Genomic DNA, 13,450 nt, shown 5'->3' with positions numbered 1-13,450 from the left:
CCTTTCAACTTTCTATTTGCTTTAATGTATTGATCACTTTTTCAATGTCGTCTTTTGATATATCGCGGTGTGTGACAAATCGGATTGTTGTTGATGTAAAGGCATTTGCATGAATATCATGTTCTTTTAAAAGCTCTAGCCACTCATCGGCATTTTTATTCGTTGGTGTAGTATCAACATAAAGAATGTTAGTTTCTACATCATTTATAAGGGCTAGTTTGGTATGGTCTTCAAAAGCCTTTGCGAGCATTTTTGCATGTTCATGATCTTCTGCTAAGCGATAAATGCTTGTTTTCAATGAATGAAGAGCAGGAGCTGCGATCACGCCAACCTGTCTTAATCCTCCGCCCAACATTTTACGTTTTTTCCTTGCTGTATCAATAAACGATTTGTCTCCAACTAACATTGAGCCTATCGGAGCGCCGAGGCCTTTTGATAAACAAAATTGTACAGAATCTGCACATGCTGAAAGTTCTTTTACTGAAACATTGTTTGCCACAGCTGCATTAAATAAACGAGCGCCGTCAACGTGGACTGGGATGTTATGCTTTTCTGCAATTTGTTGAACTTGCATCATATACGAAAGTGGAAGAACAGAACCACCGCTACGGTTGTGAGTATTTTCTAACCAAATAAGACCTGTTTCTGGAAAATGAACGTCTTCAGGACGGATTGCTGCTTCTAATTGTTCTAGGTCGATTTGTCCTCTATCATGTGGCAAGGTTCTAGATTGTACCCCGGCAAAAGCAGCAGCTGCTGCTCCTTCATATAAAAACACGTGAGATTCATCATCCATAATCACTTCTTGACCAGGTCTCGTATGAGCGAGGATGGCTGCCTGATTCCCTTGTGTTCCGCTCGTTACGAATAACCCAGCTTCTTTTCCAAGCATTTCAGCTGCATATGCTTCTAATTCATTTACAGTCGGATCTTCGCCATATACATCATCCCCAACATCAGCGTTAGCCATTAACTGTCTCATCTCATCTGTTGGTTTTGTAACCGTATCACTTCTTAAATCGATCATCGAGTCATCACTCTTTCCTAAATAGTCGTTAATATTAAGTGTAGCACTCACTACATAGCGTGAAAAGACTAAACAAACTGAAAGAATTGTGAACCCTAAATATTACCATCCTTTAATGTTATTAATAATTACTCACGATTCTCTAAGTTATTTAGTTCAAGAATGTTTTGTAGAAATCGATCCATAAACCACGGGGGATTTACATGTAGATGTCGCCTGTTAATACCTGGAACTTTTTAAGAGCTCAGTATGGATTTCTGTTAAACTTAGAGATGACAATTAATGTAATGGATAGGGAGGAGAAGCTGGATGTTATATACATTTAAAGCGATTGATCATGTCCAATTAGCAGCACCAAAAGGTTCTGAGCATCAGGCGCGTGAATTTTTTACCAATGTACTTGGATTTGAAGAAATCGAAAAACCAGAACCATTAAAAAAACGTGGGGGTGTCTGGTTTAAGTCTGGAAACATTCAAATTCACATTGGAATTGAGGACCCGTTTTCACCTGCCAAAAAAGCCCACCCAGCCTTTGAAATCGAAAAAATTGAAGAGTTAAAAGTATATTTGAAAAAATGCAATGTGATGTTTAAAGAGGATGGCAACCTACCAGGGGCAAATCGTATTTACGTTGATGATCCATTTGGTAATAGGCTTGAAATACTAGAGTGGATATAAAAATGAAGATTCCATTTAATCCCATTCGCTAGGCATCTGGGATTAAATGGAATCTAATGGTGAGGGATAGTCGGTGTCAAGATTTATGAGATCTTTTTATTCTTTTTTTGTGCTCGTGAGCGCAACTTGATCGTAATATAACCAAAGAAGATGCCTGTAACAGTCAAGATAACTGAAAGTATCCCGACGATTCCACCTAATTTTTCTACTTCAACGATTGATGAAGGAGCAAAAGCTGTTAAAAAAACTAAGATAATAATCAATGGTGTATAAAATTTATTCCCTTTGTTCTTTAATTCATCTTCTAGCACTAAGATCATGATTAAATGAATACTTAGTAACGTTCCATAAATCGCTAAAATCCAAATAGTAAGAAATAATGGATCTAAGCGTTCTATGAAACCGCCGGGGATTTCTATTTCTTTTACAATCTCCATCGTAGGAAACGTTAAGTAATTATTTACTTCTAAACCTAGTACACCGTAACAAATGGTCACGATTGCAGTGAATAAAAATATCGGCATAAGTGACAAGCCATTAATAACTAATGGCTTCAGTTCATTTTGTTTCATATAGGCCATAAAGATAAATAAAATAGGGACGCCACCAATAAATGGTACCGTTGTTGCAGGAATGCCTTGTAACACAGGAAGGACGCCTTCACCTAAGATAGGGAGTAGATGTCTATAATCAACCTCCGTAATATTTGCAACGAGGACAAACAATAATACAGCCGTGATAATAGGAAAGAACATTAAATGTAAATGGACCACTCCTTGAACACGCTTTGATACACCGTAAGAGGTGATTAGTAACATGGAAGCTACCACCACTTCTAGAGGTGTTTTATCTAATAAGTAAAATTGAATGGTTTCACTAAAGAGTCGAATGACAACGGCCATTATTAATACAGAATATATCATGATGAATGTACTAAATAGTTTTGACCCCCATTTTCCCCAACTTCCATTACGAAAAAATTGTATAAGCGTTTGACCTGGAAAATGTTTTTGTATATTTGAATAAATATAAATGAGTAGCATCATAATGGCTCCTGATATAATGATCGAAAGCCAACCATCTGGAGTTCCTATTTGTTCGATGAGATGTCTAGGAATAATAAGGAGAGAGATACCTAAGATTGTAGAAATCAGCACGATACCTAGTTCGACTGCTGAAATAGAGTACTCACTTTGCTTCATAAGATCCCCTTTTGAACGTTTTCCCTAAGCTTTTGTATTTTAATGTGTTTTTATCCAAAAATGATGTAGAAAACTTTTATCCATCAACTACTTTAGGGAAAAAATAGATTGCGAAAACGACACTCATCCTCTAAAATTACTTAGAGAGACGAAATAGAATGGATAGGGAGGATTCTGCTCATGCCTAGAGCTATATGGATTCTCGTTATTGGCATGGCCATTAATGTCACAGGGGCCTCTTTTTTATGGCCTTTAAACACGATTTATATGAGCCAGGAGCTCGGACAAACGTTGACTGTGGCAGGAACGGTTCTTATGTTTAATGCGGGAGCAGGGGTAATTGGAAATTTAATAGGCGGTCAGCTTTTTGATCGTATAGGCGGTTATAAGACAATTATGAGCGGTCTGACGATTACCTTGAGCAGTGCTTTTATGCTAGCATGGCTGCATAGCTCGATCATAGCTTATGTGATTCTCCTAGTTTGCCTTGGATTCGGTGCAGGAATGATGATTCCTTGTATGTACGCGATGGCAGGGTCGCTATGGCCGGAAGGTGGCAGAAGGCCATTTAATGCGATGTATGTGGCACAAAACGTTGGTGTTGCAACAGGAGCAGCTCTTGGGGGGCTATTAGCAAGTTATCGCTTTGATTTTGTGTTTTTTGGCAATGGAATTATGTATTTGTCGTTTTTTATTCTAGCTTTTATCTTTTTTAGAAACTTACAAGTGAATCAAGACGTGTCTGCGCAAACTTCAAACGTATTTGAGCAGTCACAAGTTGTTGAAAATAAAAAGAGGTTTCATGCTTTAATTATTCTATGTATTGGCTTTTTAATTTGTTGGATTGCTTACGTACAATGGCAAACGACAATTAGTGTTCATACACAAAATTTAGGCATTCCATTAAATCAATATAGCATTCTATGGACCATTAATGGGGCAATGATTGTGTTTTGTCAGCCGTTCATTAAATTTTTCATCGTGCGCTGGGTCCATTCATTAAAAGCACAAATTTATGTCGGCGTATCGATTTTTATGGTCGCTTATCTCGTCCTATCACAAGCTGAAGTGTTTACGGCATTTGTCGTTGCAATGGTGATTTTAACAATTGGTGAGATGTTCGTATGGCCGGCTGTGCCGACGATTGCCCATAAGCTTGCACCAGAAGGGAAAGCTGGTTTCTATCAAGGAATTGTAAATAGTGTTGGTACTGGAGGGAGGCTGTTAGGGCCATTCATTGGTGGTGTTTTAGCAGACGTGTTTGGGATGACTGTACTGTTTTATGTTTTAGTTGTTTTATTTATTATTCCGTTTATTTCAACGACATTATTTGATCGGAATATTAAAGAAACATTTGAGAGACCAGAAGCACAAGCATCATAAATCGTGTTTATTTGACAAGAGATTTGGCAAAGATATGAAAAAGCCTTGACATCAGGCATTTACGTGCATAGAATACAAAGTAATTAGTAAATTTGAAATAAAGATGATGATAAGGAGTAGTAATGAATTGTCGAGCCTCAGAGAGTTAACGGCTGGTGGAAGTTAACCTCGATACTCATGAACTCGCCTTTGAATTGCAAAAGGGAACAGTGTTCAAAATGTGAGAAAAATTTCGAATGATACTTAACGTACCTTTTGACGTTTCACCGACGTTACAGGTTTAATGAGTGAACACGAATTTTGTGTTAATTCGGGTGGTACCGCGGGAAGGATAATCAACCTCTCGTCCCTTGTCAATGCTTGGGATGGGAGGTTTTTTTATTTTTTTAACACTTATCATCAACATTGACAAAGTATTGATTGGTTAAGACAGCTTTTAATATGAAAAGAGAAATGAACATTCAAGGAGGTTTTACAAAATGGCCTTTGACCATCAAGCCATAGAAAATAAGTGGCAAAAACATTGGGAAGAAAATAAAACGTTTAAAACAGAAGAAGATGCAACGAAAGAGAAGTTTTATGCATTGGATATGTTTCCATACCCTTCAGGAGCGGGCCTTCACGTAGGTCATCCAGAAGGATATACCGCAACAGACATTTTGTCTCGTATGAAACGAATGCAAGGGTATAACGTTTTGCATCCGATGGGGTGGGATGCGTTCGGCCTTCCAGCTGAGCAATATGCATTAGATACAGGAAACCATCCACGTGAATTTACACTACAAAATGTCGACACGTTCAGAAGACAAATTAAAGCACTCGGTTTTTCTTACGATTGGGACCGCGAAGTAAATACGACAGATGAAAACTATTACAAATGGACGCAATGGATTTTCTTAAAGCTTTATGAAAAAGGTCTTGCGTATGTTGATGAAGTTGCCGTGAATTGGTGCCCTGCACTTGGTACAGTACTTGCCAACGAAGAAGTTATCGATGGAAAGAGCGAACGTGGCGGACACCCAGTAGAACGTCGTCCGATGAAGCAGTGGATGTTAAAAATTACAGCATATGCTGATCGGCTATTAGAGGACCTTGATGACCTTGACTGGCCAGAAAGCTTAAAGGATATGCAACGTAATTGGATTGGCCGCTCTGAAGGGGCAGATGTTCACTTTGATATCGATGGAACAGACGACACGATCACGGTATTTACAACTCGTCCAGACACCCTATATGGATCGACATATCTTGTTCTATCCCCAGAGCATATACTCGTTGAGAAAATTACGACGTCTGAGCAAGAGCAAGATGTATCCGATTATAAACAAAAAGTTGCAACGAAAAGTGATCTAGAGAGAACAGAGCTTGCGAAAGAAAAAACAGGTGTATTTACTGGAGCATTTGCACTTCATCCAGTCACGGGTGAAAAGCTGCCAATTTGGATTGCAGACTATGTACTTGTCAACTACGGAACTGGAGCGATTATGGCTGTTCCAGGTCATGACGAACGCGACTATGAATTTGCACAAACATTTAACCTACCTATTAAAGAAGTCGTTTCAGGTGGAGATTTATCAAAAGAAGCCTACACTGGTGATGGTCCACACGTAAACTCGGATTTCCTTAATGGTCTGGAAAATGAAGAAGCAATTAAGAAAATGATTCAATGGTTAGAAGAGAATAAAAAAGGGACGCAAAAGGTCACGTACCGCCTTCGTGATTGGTTATTTAGCCGTCAACGTTATTGGGGGGAGCCAATTCCAATCATTCACTTTGAAGATGGGACGATGAAACCTGTTCCAGAAGAAGAACTGCCGCTTACCCTTCCAGAAATGGATGACTTTAAGCCAGCAGGAACAGGGGAATCCCCATTAGCGAATAACGAAGAGTGGCTTTATGTAAAGGATAAAGAAACAGGAGAAATTGGCCGTCGTGAAACGAATACGATGCCACAGTGGGCAGGAAGTTGCTGGTATTATCTTCGTTACATTGATCCAAATAACGATGAACAATTAGCAGATCCTGAAAAACTAAAGAAGTGGCTACCAGTCGACATTTATATTGGTGGAGCAGAACATGCTGTACTCCACTTGTTATATGCGAGGTTCTGGCATAAGTTCTTATATGATATTGGGGTTGTTCCAACGAAAGAGCCATTCCAGAAGCTGTTTAACCAAGGGATGATTCTTGGGGAAAACAACGAGAAAATGAGTAAGTCAAAAGGGAATGTTGTAAATCCTGATGACATTATTGAGTCACATGGTGCTGATACGCTTCGCCTTTACGAAATGTTTATGGGTCCACTGGATGCATCGATTGCATGGAGTACAACAGGATTAGATGGAGCACGTCGTTTCTTAGATCGTGTTTGGAGATTAATTGTCACTGATGGTGATGAGTTGAATTCTGTGATTGTCGACGATGAAGTAAGCGAATCAATGACGAGAACGTACCATCAAACAGTAAAGAAAGTGACGGAAGACTTTGAAGAGCTTCGCTTTAACACAGGCATCTCACAAATGATGGTATTTGTTAACGAAGCCTATAAAGAAGAAAAACTTTCTAAATCACAACTAGAAGGGTTCGTGAAGCTTCTTTCACCAGTCGCTCCTCATATTGCTGAAGAGCTATGGACCCGTCTCGGACATACGGAGTCAATCACTTATCAATCTTGGCCAGTGTACGACGAAACCTTACTTGTCGAAAACGAAGTAGAAATTGTTGTCCAAGTTAATGGGAAAGTCCGTTCAAAGCTTGTTATCGCCAAAGATGCAACAAAAGAAGAAATGGAGCAAAAAGCAGTTGCTCTTGAGAAAGTCCAAGAAGAAATCAGTGGCAAAACTGTTCGAAAAGTTATTGCTGTTCCAGGAAAACTTGTAAATATTGTTGCAAATTAAATAAATGATTCATGAATGCCCTTCAATTTGGAGGGCATTTTTCTTTTTGCATGAGGACAGTTAGTAGTCTTGGTCCGAGTTAGGGGACTTTAAGAACATCTAATAAAAGTATAGTTACATGGAATAATAACGACTGTTTTAACAAAGCTAATATAGAAATATTACATACAGTAAGGAGGGCTTGATATGTTGAAAAGAACCTTCAAATTTCTATTTCTACTATATTTAATTTTTGCAATAGCAGCATGTGTCCCAGAAGACCCTAATCAACAAACGGAAGAAAAGGGTGATGATCCAATTGAAGAAGAGCAAGATGACGAAGATGACGATGACGAAGATGAAGATGACGATGACGATGATGACGAAGATGATGACTAATAAGCCGAACTAAAAAATGTTATCGGCATGAGTGGTGACGGGTATGTGAATAGGATAAATGAAGGTCGATCATCTATTTAGTATGGAAAATAAGTTAAATAATCGTTGAATTTTTGAAGGGTAACTAGAACTGAATGTTTTAGTTATCCTTTTTTAGACTTTAAGAATGTCTAAAATTTTAATGTGTAAAGTAAGGCTTACCGGCTTAAGACCCGACGTCCTGTAGGAACGCCGGTGCTAGCACATCTTGTGGGTCGCAACTACGCCTCTGTCTTCGCCATAGAGGTTAGCCAATAGGCGAGTTTTCTTTACACTTTAAGAATTTTTAACTTTGCTAAAGGATTAAAGTATAACGGCAACTAAGGCTTTCGCCATTAGGACTTGGCGATAAGCCAAGTTTTCTTTAGGATAAAAAAATTTTGCATTTCATTATTACTAATTCTTTTAACAATTTTTTGAGTCATTCTAAGAATAATATTTTATTTTATAACAAAGCTAATATAGAAAATATTACATAATTGAAGGAGGTTCTATAATGTTAATAAAGAGTTTACGGATCCTTATGCTAATTTGTTTAATTTTTGCAATTGCAGCGTGTGCGCCAGAAGAAGATCAAAATCAAACAGAAGATGTGACAGGAGACAATGGTATAGAAGAAGAGCAAGCTGAAGAAGGCGAAGGGGAAGAAGCCGGAGCTCCACAACCTAAAAATGTCATTGTCATGATTGGTGACGGAATGGGGATGGGCCAAATGGAGGTTGCCCGTCTCTTCGAGCATGGAAAAGAAGGCGAATTGTTTATGGAAACACTACCTAACGTCGCACTTTCAAGAACATATTCTGCAGACAACATTGTTACTGACTCAGCAGCAGCAGGGACAGCTTTAGCAAACGGTGATAAAACAAATAACGGGATGCTTGGGGTAGGACCAGATGGCGATGAGTTAACGAGTGTCATCGATATTTTTAAAGAACAAGGCAAAACAGTTGGGATTGTCTCTACGAACACGGTAACAGATGCAACACCTGCAGGGTTTGTTGCAAAAGTTGAGCACCGTTCAGGGCAAGATGAAATTGCACGGCATATCTTTGATGGTCAGTATGATATTGCATTAGGTGGTGGAGAAAACTTCTTTTTACCTGATGCTCAAGATGGGAATGACTTACTTCAAGACTTTGAAGACGAAGGCTATGACATTGTTCGGAATCAAGAAGAGTTAGATGATTATGAGCCTGCCGCTGACTCGAAACTCTTAGGTTTATTCAACCCATCTTTTATGAATTACGTAAGTGACCGAGAAGTAAGAGATAGTGAAGAGCCGACATTAATTGAAATGTCTGAAAAAGCAATAGAAATTGCATCACAAAATGAAGATGGCTTTTTCCTAATGCTAGAAGGAGCTAGAATTGACCACGCTTCTCACGCAGCAGATTTTGTTGGGATTTGGAAAGAGACAGTAGAATTTGATAATGCGGTCGAGACTGTTGTAGATTGGGCCGAAGAGGATGGTGAAACGTTAGTTGTTGTTTTATCTGACCATGAAACGATGGGGATCGCAGCTTCTGAGGTAATGGATATTGAAGCACTAAAAGAAGTTGGCGTCTCGCCGGAGTATATTTCACAACAATTAGAGATCGATGAAGATACAGGAAACTTTACTGCTGCAAGCATTCGTGAAGTACTTCAAGAGTATGCAAATATTGAAGTAACAGAGGAAGAAATTAGTGAGTTCCAAGAAAATGTATGGGATAACGACGATCCTGAAGGACGCCTGATTTTAGCACACGAAATTGGTTGGGAAGTAGGAAGTATTATTGCGAACCATTACCGAGCTGGTGTGATGGATCGCCAAGTGAGAGAAGAAAGTGCAACTGGCGGTCATACTGGAAATATGGTTCCGGTGTTCGCAACGGGTGTAGGCGCTGAAAAATTTAATGGTGTACTTGATAATACTGAAATCCCAAGAATGGTTGCTGAAATAAGTGGTTTTGAATTTGAACTTCAAGAAGCTGAATAACAACTAATTTTTATATTAAAAAGGAGGATAACTAGTAGTTTTTGACTAGTTATCCTTCTCTTTTTCACTATTTACATGAATCAATTTCATAAGTTCGTTTCTTTCGCAATGAAACGAAATATCATAATTTGTAAATTTATTGTCGATAGATTAGTGCCTCTTCCTCTTCAAGCACTTCTTGGAAGATGATGCGTCGAGGCAGCTCGAAGAATATTCGGAGAAGCGAATGCTCGGTGCTCCTGCGCCGCTATGCTTGCTCGTCGTAGCTCGGAGCTTATTCGTGGAGGTATTGCTCGTTGCTCCTGCGGTTACTCGTCGCAGGTCGTAGTTGATTCAAGATGTATTAGCTTGTGCAACTACGCCTTTGTCTTCGCCTTAAAGGCTCTGTTAATCTTCATTGTTGATTTTTGAAAATCACGAGACGCCTGTGGGAAAAGCAAGTGCTGAAGATCCATCGGGATGTTTTCCCCGATTAGCTGAAGCCTTGCCCACGGCAAGCGAGTGTATTTTTGTAAAATCAACACTAGCCTTTAACAAAGCCTATTAAAAAGATAATATAGAAAATACCTCAAGAATATAAGGAGGATATAAAATCTTGAAACGAATTTTAAGTTTTCTATTTCTAACTTATTTAATCTTTGCAATTACAGCTTGTGTTCCAGAAGACCCTAATCAAAAAACTGACGAAAAAGGGGATGATCCAATTGAAGAAGAACAAGAAGACGATGAAGAATATGACGAAGAAGAAGACGACGATGAATGAACCGAATCTTAAAATGATATCACTATGATTTGGTGACGGTATGGGATTTAATAACAGTGGAGAGCTCAGCGTGTTGACTGAATATTGCAGGATAACTAGAACTTTATGTTTTAGTTATCCTATTTTCTAATTATATGCGTTATTGTTACGATTAATTTTTTGTGGTTTTTAAGGTCTCCTTCTGGGAACTTTAAAGTTATAGGAAAACGAAAAAAGGTGTCAGAAGAGGTGCATTTCTTGTTACTAGCTAATATTAATCGAAGTGGACAATTGTTACGTTATTTACTATCAGGGAGTTTTTTATTTACTACTGTTTTTATGACATATTGGTTGAACCAAGTCGATGTTGAATCTTATACATATATCTTGTTGTTTGTGTCGATATTCTTTTGTCTTCTATCGTTTTTTGCAGCAAGGGAGAAAACATGAGTGATTTTTGCTGTGCGTGGTACGCATAATATAGGTGATGGAATTGAAAGGATAAACAGTGTTGAAAAAGTTCAGAAACTTCGAGAAAAAGCTAAGGGTATTTTAATAAAATCTTTATTGTTGACTATGATTATTTTTGCAATCACTATATTGTTTTTTATTTAAAAATTCGTGTTTAGGGATGTTCTCTATCTTTTCTAAAACAAGGGTAATCCCATATCAAATAAAATAGCGAGCTAAGGCGGTTAATCACCTAGCTCGCATATGAAGTCTTTTAATTTTCCAATCGTTTGATAGTCTCGACAATTATGATTCCCATTGATTCATTGCAGCGGATCGTCCAGCGGTATATCCGGTTGAAAAGGCAACGGTGATGTTGTATCCACCTGTATAGCCGTGAAGATCAAGAACTTCACCACAGAAAAATAGACCTTTCATAAATTTTGATTCCATTTCTTTTGGTTTCACTTCTTTTACTGATACACCTCCGCCAGTTACGAACGCTTTTTCAATCGATAATGTCCCCGTTGCATGGAGCGGGAAGTGTTTTAAATGGTACGATAATTTTCGCATCTTTTCTTTGGAAATCTCCGCTTTTACTGTTAGTGGATTAATCTCTGATAGATGAAGCATGACTGGGATCAAACGCTCTGGGATGAATCCGTTTAGCGCATTTTTTATTGCCTTTTTGGGCTGTTGATTTAACGTTTTTTCAATGTCTTGTATTATTTGATCTTCATGTTTTTCAGGGAACAGATCTATCTCCATTGGTACACGATTGACTTTATGTTTTTGTTTTACTTTTACAACATATTGACTACACCGAAGCGCAATGGGCCCAGAGACTCCAAAATGAGTAAAAACCATATCACCTTCATGCGTTTTGATCGGTTTGTTTTTCTTCGGATCAATAACTGTTAATGTGACATCACGCAGTGAAAGTCCTTGAAGAGACTTATCTTTAATGAATGAGTCGTTTGCCGTAATTGGAACTTCTGTTGGGTATAGGTCTGTAATCTTATGACCAGCTTTTTTCGCCCATGGGTAGCCGTCTCCAGTTGAGCCAGTGTGTGGAACTGATTTTCCTCCGACAGCAACGATGACATTAGGAGCCTCAATTTTTTCTCCAGACATCAATTGTACACCTTGAACAACTTTGTTTTCCTGGTCTAATAACAGGTCTTTCACTTCTGTTTTGGTCTTTAATTCAACATTAAGAGTTCTTACCCGTTCGAGTAATGTGCGAACGACCGTAATCGCTTTGTCGTTTACAGGAAACATTCGGCCACGGTCCTCCTGCTTTAACTCGATTCCTAAGTTCTCGAAAAACGAGATAATATCTTCATTGTTAAAAACCGAAAACGGACTATACATGAATCGGCCATTTCCTGGAATGTTGTTTATGATCTCTTCAACATCGGCTCGATTGGTGACATTACATCTTCCCCCACCAGAGATCGCAAGTTTTCTCCCTAATTTATTTCCCTTATCAATAAGAAGAACCTTTGCTCCGTGTTCTCCTGCTGCTACAGAGGCCATTAGTCCTGCAGGGCCTCCTCCTATAACAATTACGTCATACATGTGAACAAAACTCCATCCGTTAATAATATTCCTTTTGATTTTACTCTTTTCAAGCATGCTACTTCAACTTTTTCCTTGGATTAGCTGAAAATGACTCGTTTGAATTATCTGAAATATTACAGTATAGTGTCAAATATGGTCATTTAAACCTAAATATAAGGATGAGGGCTAATCAGTATTAAAATTATCAATATTTTTTCCGAAAACTCTATTTTATTCCTTTTCTCAATGTGATACACTTCATGTGTAAAACAAAATAAGGATTTTTATGGAAGGAGGAGAGGCACATGTTTCAAACATTAAAAGAGAAGTTTGAAGCAAAACGTGCTGTGTGGGCAGAGGAAACACAGCAACGCATCGCTCAATATGCGGAGCAAGAACAATTATCCTCATTAAAAAGTATGAACAAGGAAGAACAAGAACAAAATTTTTTGAATGTAGAGGTAGAGAAGTACTTGAAAACAGTACACCCTGCTTTCCTATTGAAACCAGAAGTGACAAAAGCAATCTTTAACATGTTGCACGCTCGCTCCGAAGGTACAGTCAGCATAAATATTAATATGACAAAAGAAATGCGTAAGGCATACTCTTTTTACCATAATGAACTAAAAGTATTTTTACGTCTTCTAGAACGAAAAGGTTTTTGCCTTGAGGGAAATGAAGAGAAGTTTTTAACAACAATTATCACAAAACTACGTGAAAAGAATTATCACGAGTGTCTAGAACAATACGGCGATTTTTTACCGGAAAATGCCACAATTGTTGAAGCGTTTGAATGTTATTTAGAAACAGTGGAAAAAGAACGTAAATATGACTGTGGAAAACTTGATTTTTTCACTTCGTATTTAAACCAAAAAGGGATCGCTGGTATAACTTGGTCACCGGCAAAACTGAAACGTAAATTAAAGCAGTTTGAACGAATGAATAAAGATGAGTTTAAAATGAAACAACTTGAAAAGCGCCTTGAGAAGATTAGCTAAGTATGAAAACTAAATGACGCTAAAAAAGCTTTAGAGAGAAGAGTCTCTAAAGCTTTTTAATTTTGTAATCAATCAATTATTTATGTCATTTTTTTAATTGAAGTGTTACTTTTAG

At 38.1% G+C, this 13,450-nt stretch carries 12 protein-coding genes and 1 other annotated feature; of the genes, 9 read left to right on the top strand and 3 right to left on the bottom strand.

Annotated elements, in window-relative coordinates:
* Window positions 1-4: 4 nt before the first annotated feature.
* Entirely contained in the window at window positions 5-1,027 is a 1,023-nt protein-coding gene (ltaE, locus tag LGQ02_RS16190; RefSeq protein WP_226515378.1) for a low-specificity L-threonine aldolase, read from the bottom strand.
* A 309-nt stretch (window positions 1,028-1,336) separates the two neighbouring features.
* Here ltaE and LGQ02_RS16185 point away from each other — a divergent pair, with 309 nt between their 5' ends.
* Window positions 1,337-1,705, top strand: coding sequence for a VOC family protein (locus LGQ02_RS16185; RefSeq protein ID WP_226515377.1), 369 nt, complete (start codon window positions 1,337-1,339; stop codon window positions 1,703-1,705).
* Window positions 1,706-1,788: 83 nt separating this feature from the next.
* Here LGQ02_RS16185 and LGQ02_RS16180 read toward each other — a convergent pair whose 3' ends face one another.
* The gene (locus LGQ02_RS16180) at window positions 1,789-2,907 is read right to left on the bottom strand and encodes a GerAB/ArcD/ProY family transporter (protein ID WP_226515376.1); all 1,119 of its coding nucleotides are present in this window, start codon (window positions 2,905-2,907) and stop codon (window positions 1,789-1,791) included.
* A gap of 180 nt (window positions 2,908-3,087) precedes the next feature.
* On the opposite strand from LGQ02_RS16180, the gene LGQ02_RS16175 reads away from it, so the two are divergent.
* From LGQ02_RS16175 to LGQ02_RS16145, 7 genes are all read left to right on the top strand, one after another.
* Complete coding sequence (locus tag LGQ02_RS16175) at window positions 3,088-4,290, top strand: MDR family MFS transporter (protein WP_226515375.1); 1,203 nt, start codon at window positions 3,088-3,090, stop codon at window positions 4,288-4,290.
* A 97-nt stretch (window positions 4,291-4,387) separates the two neighbouring features.
* Window positions 4,388-4,644 (top strand) — a binding site (T-box leader).
* Window positions 4,645-4,769: 125 nt separating this feature from the next.
* Window positions 4,770-7,187 carry a leucine--tRNA ligase gene (gene leuS / locus LGQ02_RS16170; protein WP_226515374.1) on the top strand — a complete coding sequence of 806 codons (2,418 nt, stop codon included), beginning with the start codon at window positions 4,770-4,772 and terminating at the stop codon, window positions 7,185-7,187.
* A gap of 186 nt (window positions 7,188-7,373) precedes the next feature.
* Window positions 7,374-7,565: a hypothetical protein gene (locus LGQ02_RS16165; RefSeq protein WP_226515373.1), complete on the top strand. Its 192-nt coding sequence runs from the start codon at window positions 7,374-7,376 to the stop codon at window positions 7,563-7,565.
* A 535-nt stretch (window positions 7,566-8,100) separates the two neighbouring features.
* A complete protein-coding gene (locus LGQ02_RS16160; RefSeq protein ID WP_226515372.1) occupies window positions 8,101-9,582 on the top strand; it encodes an alkaline phosphatase in 1,482 nt (493 codons plus the stop codon).
* Window positions 9,583-10,177: 595 nt separating this feature from the next.
* Complete coding sequence (locus LGQ02_RS16155) at window positions 10,178-10,345, top strand: hypothetical protein (protein ID WP_226515371.1); 168 nt, start codon at window positions 10,178-10,180, stop codon at window positions 10,343-10,345.
* Window positions 10,346-10,582: 237 nt separating this feature from the next.
* Window positions 10,583-10,774 (top strand): hypothetical protein, encoded by a 192-nt coding sequence (locus LGQ02_RS16150; RefSeq protein WP_226515370.1) that lies wholly within the window; start codon window positions 10,583-10,585, stop codon window positions 10,772-10,774.
* Complete coding sequence (locus LGQ02_RS16145; protein WP_226515369.1) at window positions 10,775-10,939, top strand: hypothetical protein; 165 nt, start codon at window positions 10,775-10,777, stop codon at window positions 10,937-10,939.
* Between the two features lie 141 nt (window positions 10,940-11,080).
* On the opposite strand, the gene LGQ02_RS16140 is transcribed toward LGQ02_RS16145, so the two are convergent.
* Window positions 11,081-12,355: a BaiN/RdsA family NAD(P)/FAD-dependent oxidoreductase gene (locus LGQ02_RS16140; RefSeq protein WP_226515368.1), complete on the bottom strand. Its 1,275-nt coding sequence runs from the start codon at window positions 12,353-12,355 to the stop codon at window positions 11,081-11,083.
* A 287-nt stretch (window positions 12,356-12,642) separates the two neighbouring features.
* Here LGQ02_RS16140 and LGQ02_RS16135 point away from each other — a divergent pair, with 287 nt between their 5' ends.
* Window positions 12,643-13,335, top strand: coding sequence for a hypothetical protein (locus LGQ02_RS16135; protein WP_226515367.1), 693 nt, complete (start codon window positions 12,643-12,645; stop codon window positions 13,333-13,335).
* The last annotated feature ends 115 nt before the right edge of the window (window positions 13,336-13,450 follow it).

Source organism: Bacillus shivajii (genome assembly GCF_020519665.1).
Taxonomy (GTDB): Bacteria; Bacillota; Bacilli; order Bacillales; family Salisediminibacteriaceae; genus Bacillus_CA; species Bacillus_CA shivajii.
The sequence above is the reverse complement of the archived record's forward strand: the minus strand, read 5'-3'. Positions and strand labels throughout refer to the sequence as shown.

Bases quoted from the DNA above. Each gene is read 5' to 3' on its own strand.
- leuS (WP_226515374.1), top strand. From the start codon at position 4,770: ATGGCCTTTGACCATCAAGCCATAGAAAATAAGTGGCAAAAACATTGG.
- LGQ02_RS16160 (WP_226515372.1), top strand. From the start codon at position 8,101: ATGTTAATAAAGAGTTTACGGATCCTTATGCTAATTTGTTTAATTTTT.
- ltaE (WP_226515378.1), bottom strand. From the start codon at position 1,027: ATGATCGATTTAAGAAGTGATACGGTTACAAAACCAACAGATGAGATG.
- LGQ02_RS16165 (WP_226515373.1), top strand. From the start codon at position 7,374: ATGTTGAAAAGAACCTTCAAATTTCTATTTCTACTATATTTAATTTTT.
- LGQ02_RS16140 (WP_226515368.1), bottom strand. From the start codon at position 12,355: ATGTATGACGTAATTGTTATAGGAGGAGGCCCTGCAGGACTAATGGCC.
- LGQ02_RS16175 (WP_226515375.1), top strand. From the start codon at position 3,088: ATGCCTAGAGCTATATGGATTCTCGTTATTGGCATGGCCATTAATGTC.
- LGQ02_RS16180 (WP_226515376.1), bottom strand. From the start codon at position 2,907: ATGAAGCAAAGTGAGTACTCTATTTCAGCAGTCGAACTAGGTATCGTG.
- LGQ02_RS16135 (WP_226515367.1), top strand. From the start codon at position 12,643: ATGTTTCAAACATTAAAAGAGAAGTTTGAAGCAAAACGTGCTGTGTGG.
- LGQ02_RS16185 (WP_226515377.1), top strand. From the start codon at position 1,337: ATGTTATATACATTTAAAGCGATTGATCATGTCCAATTAGCAGCACCA.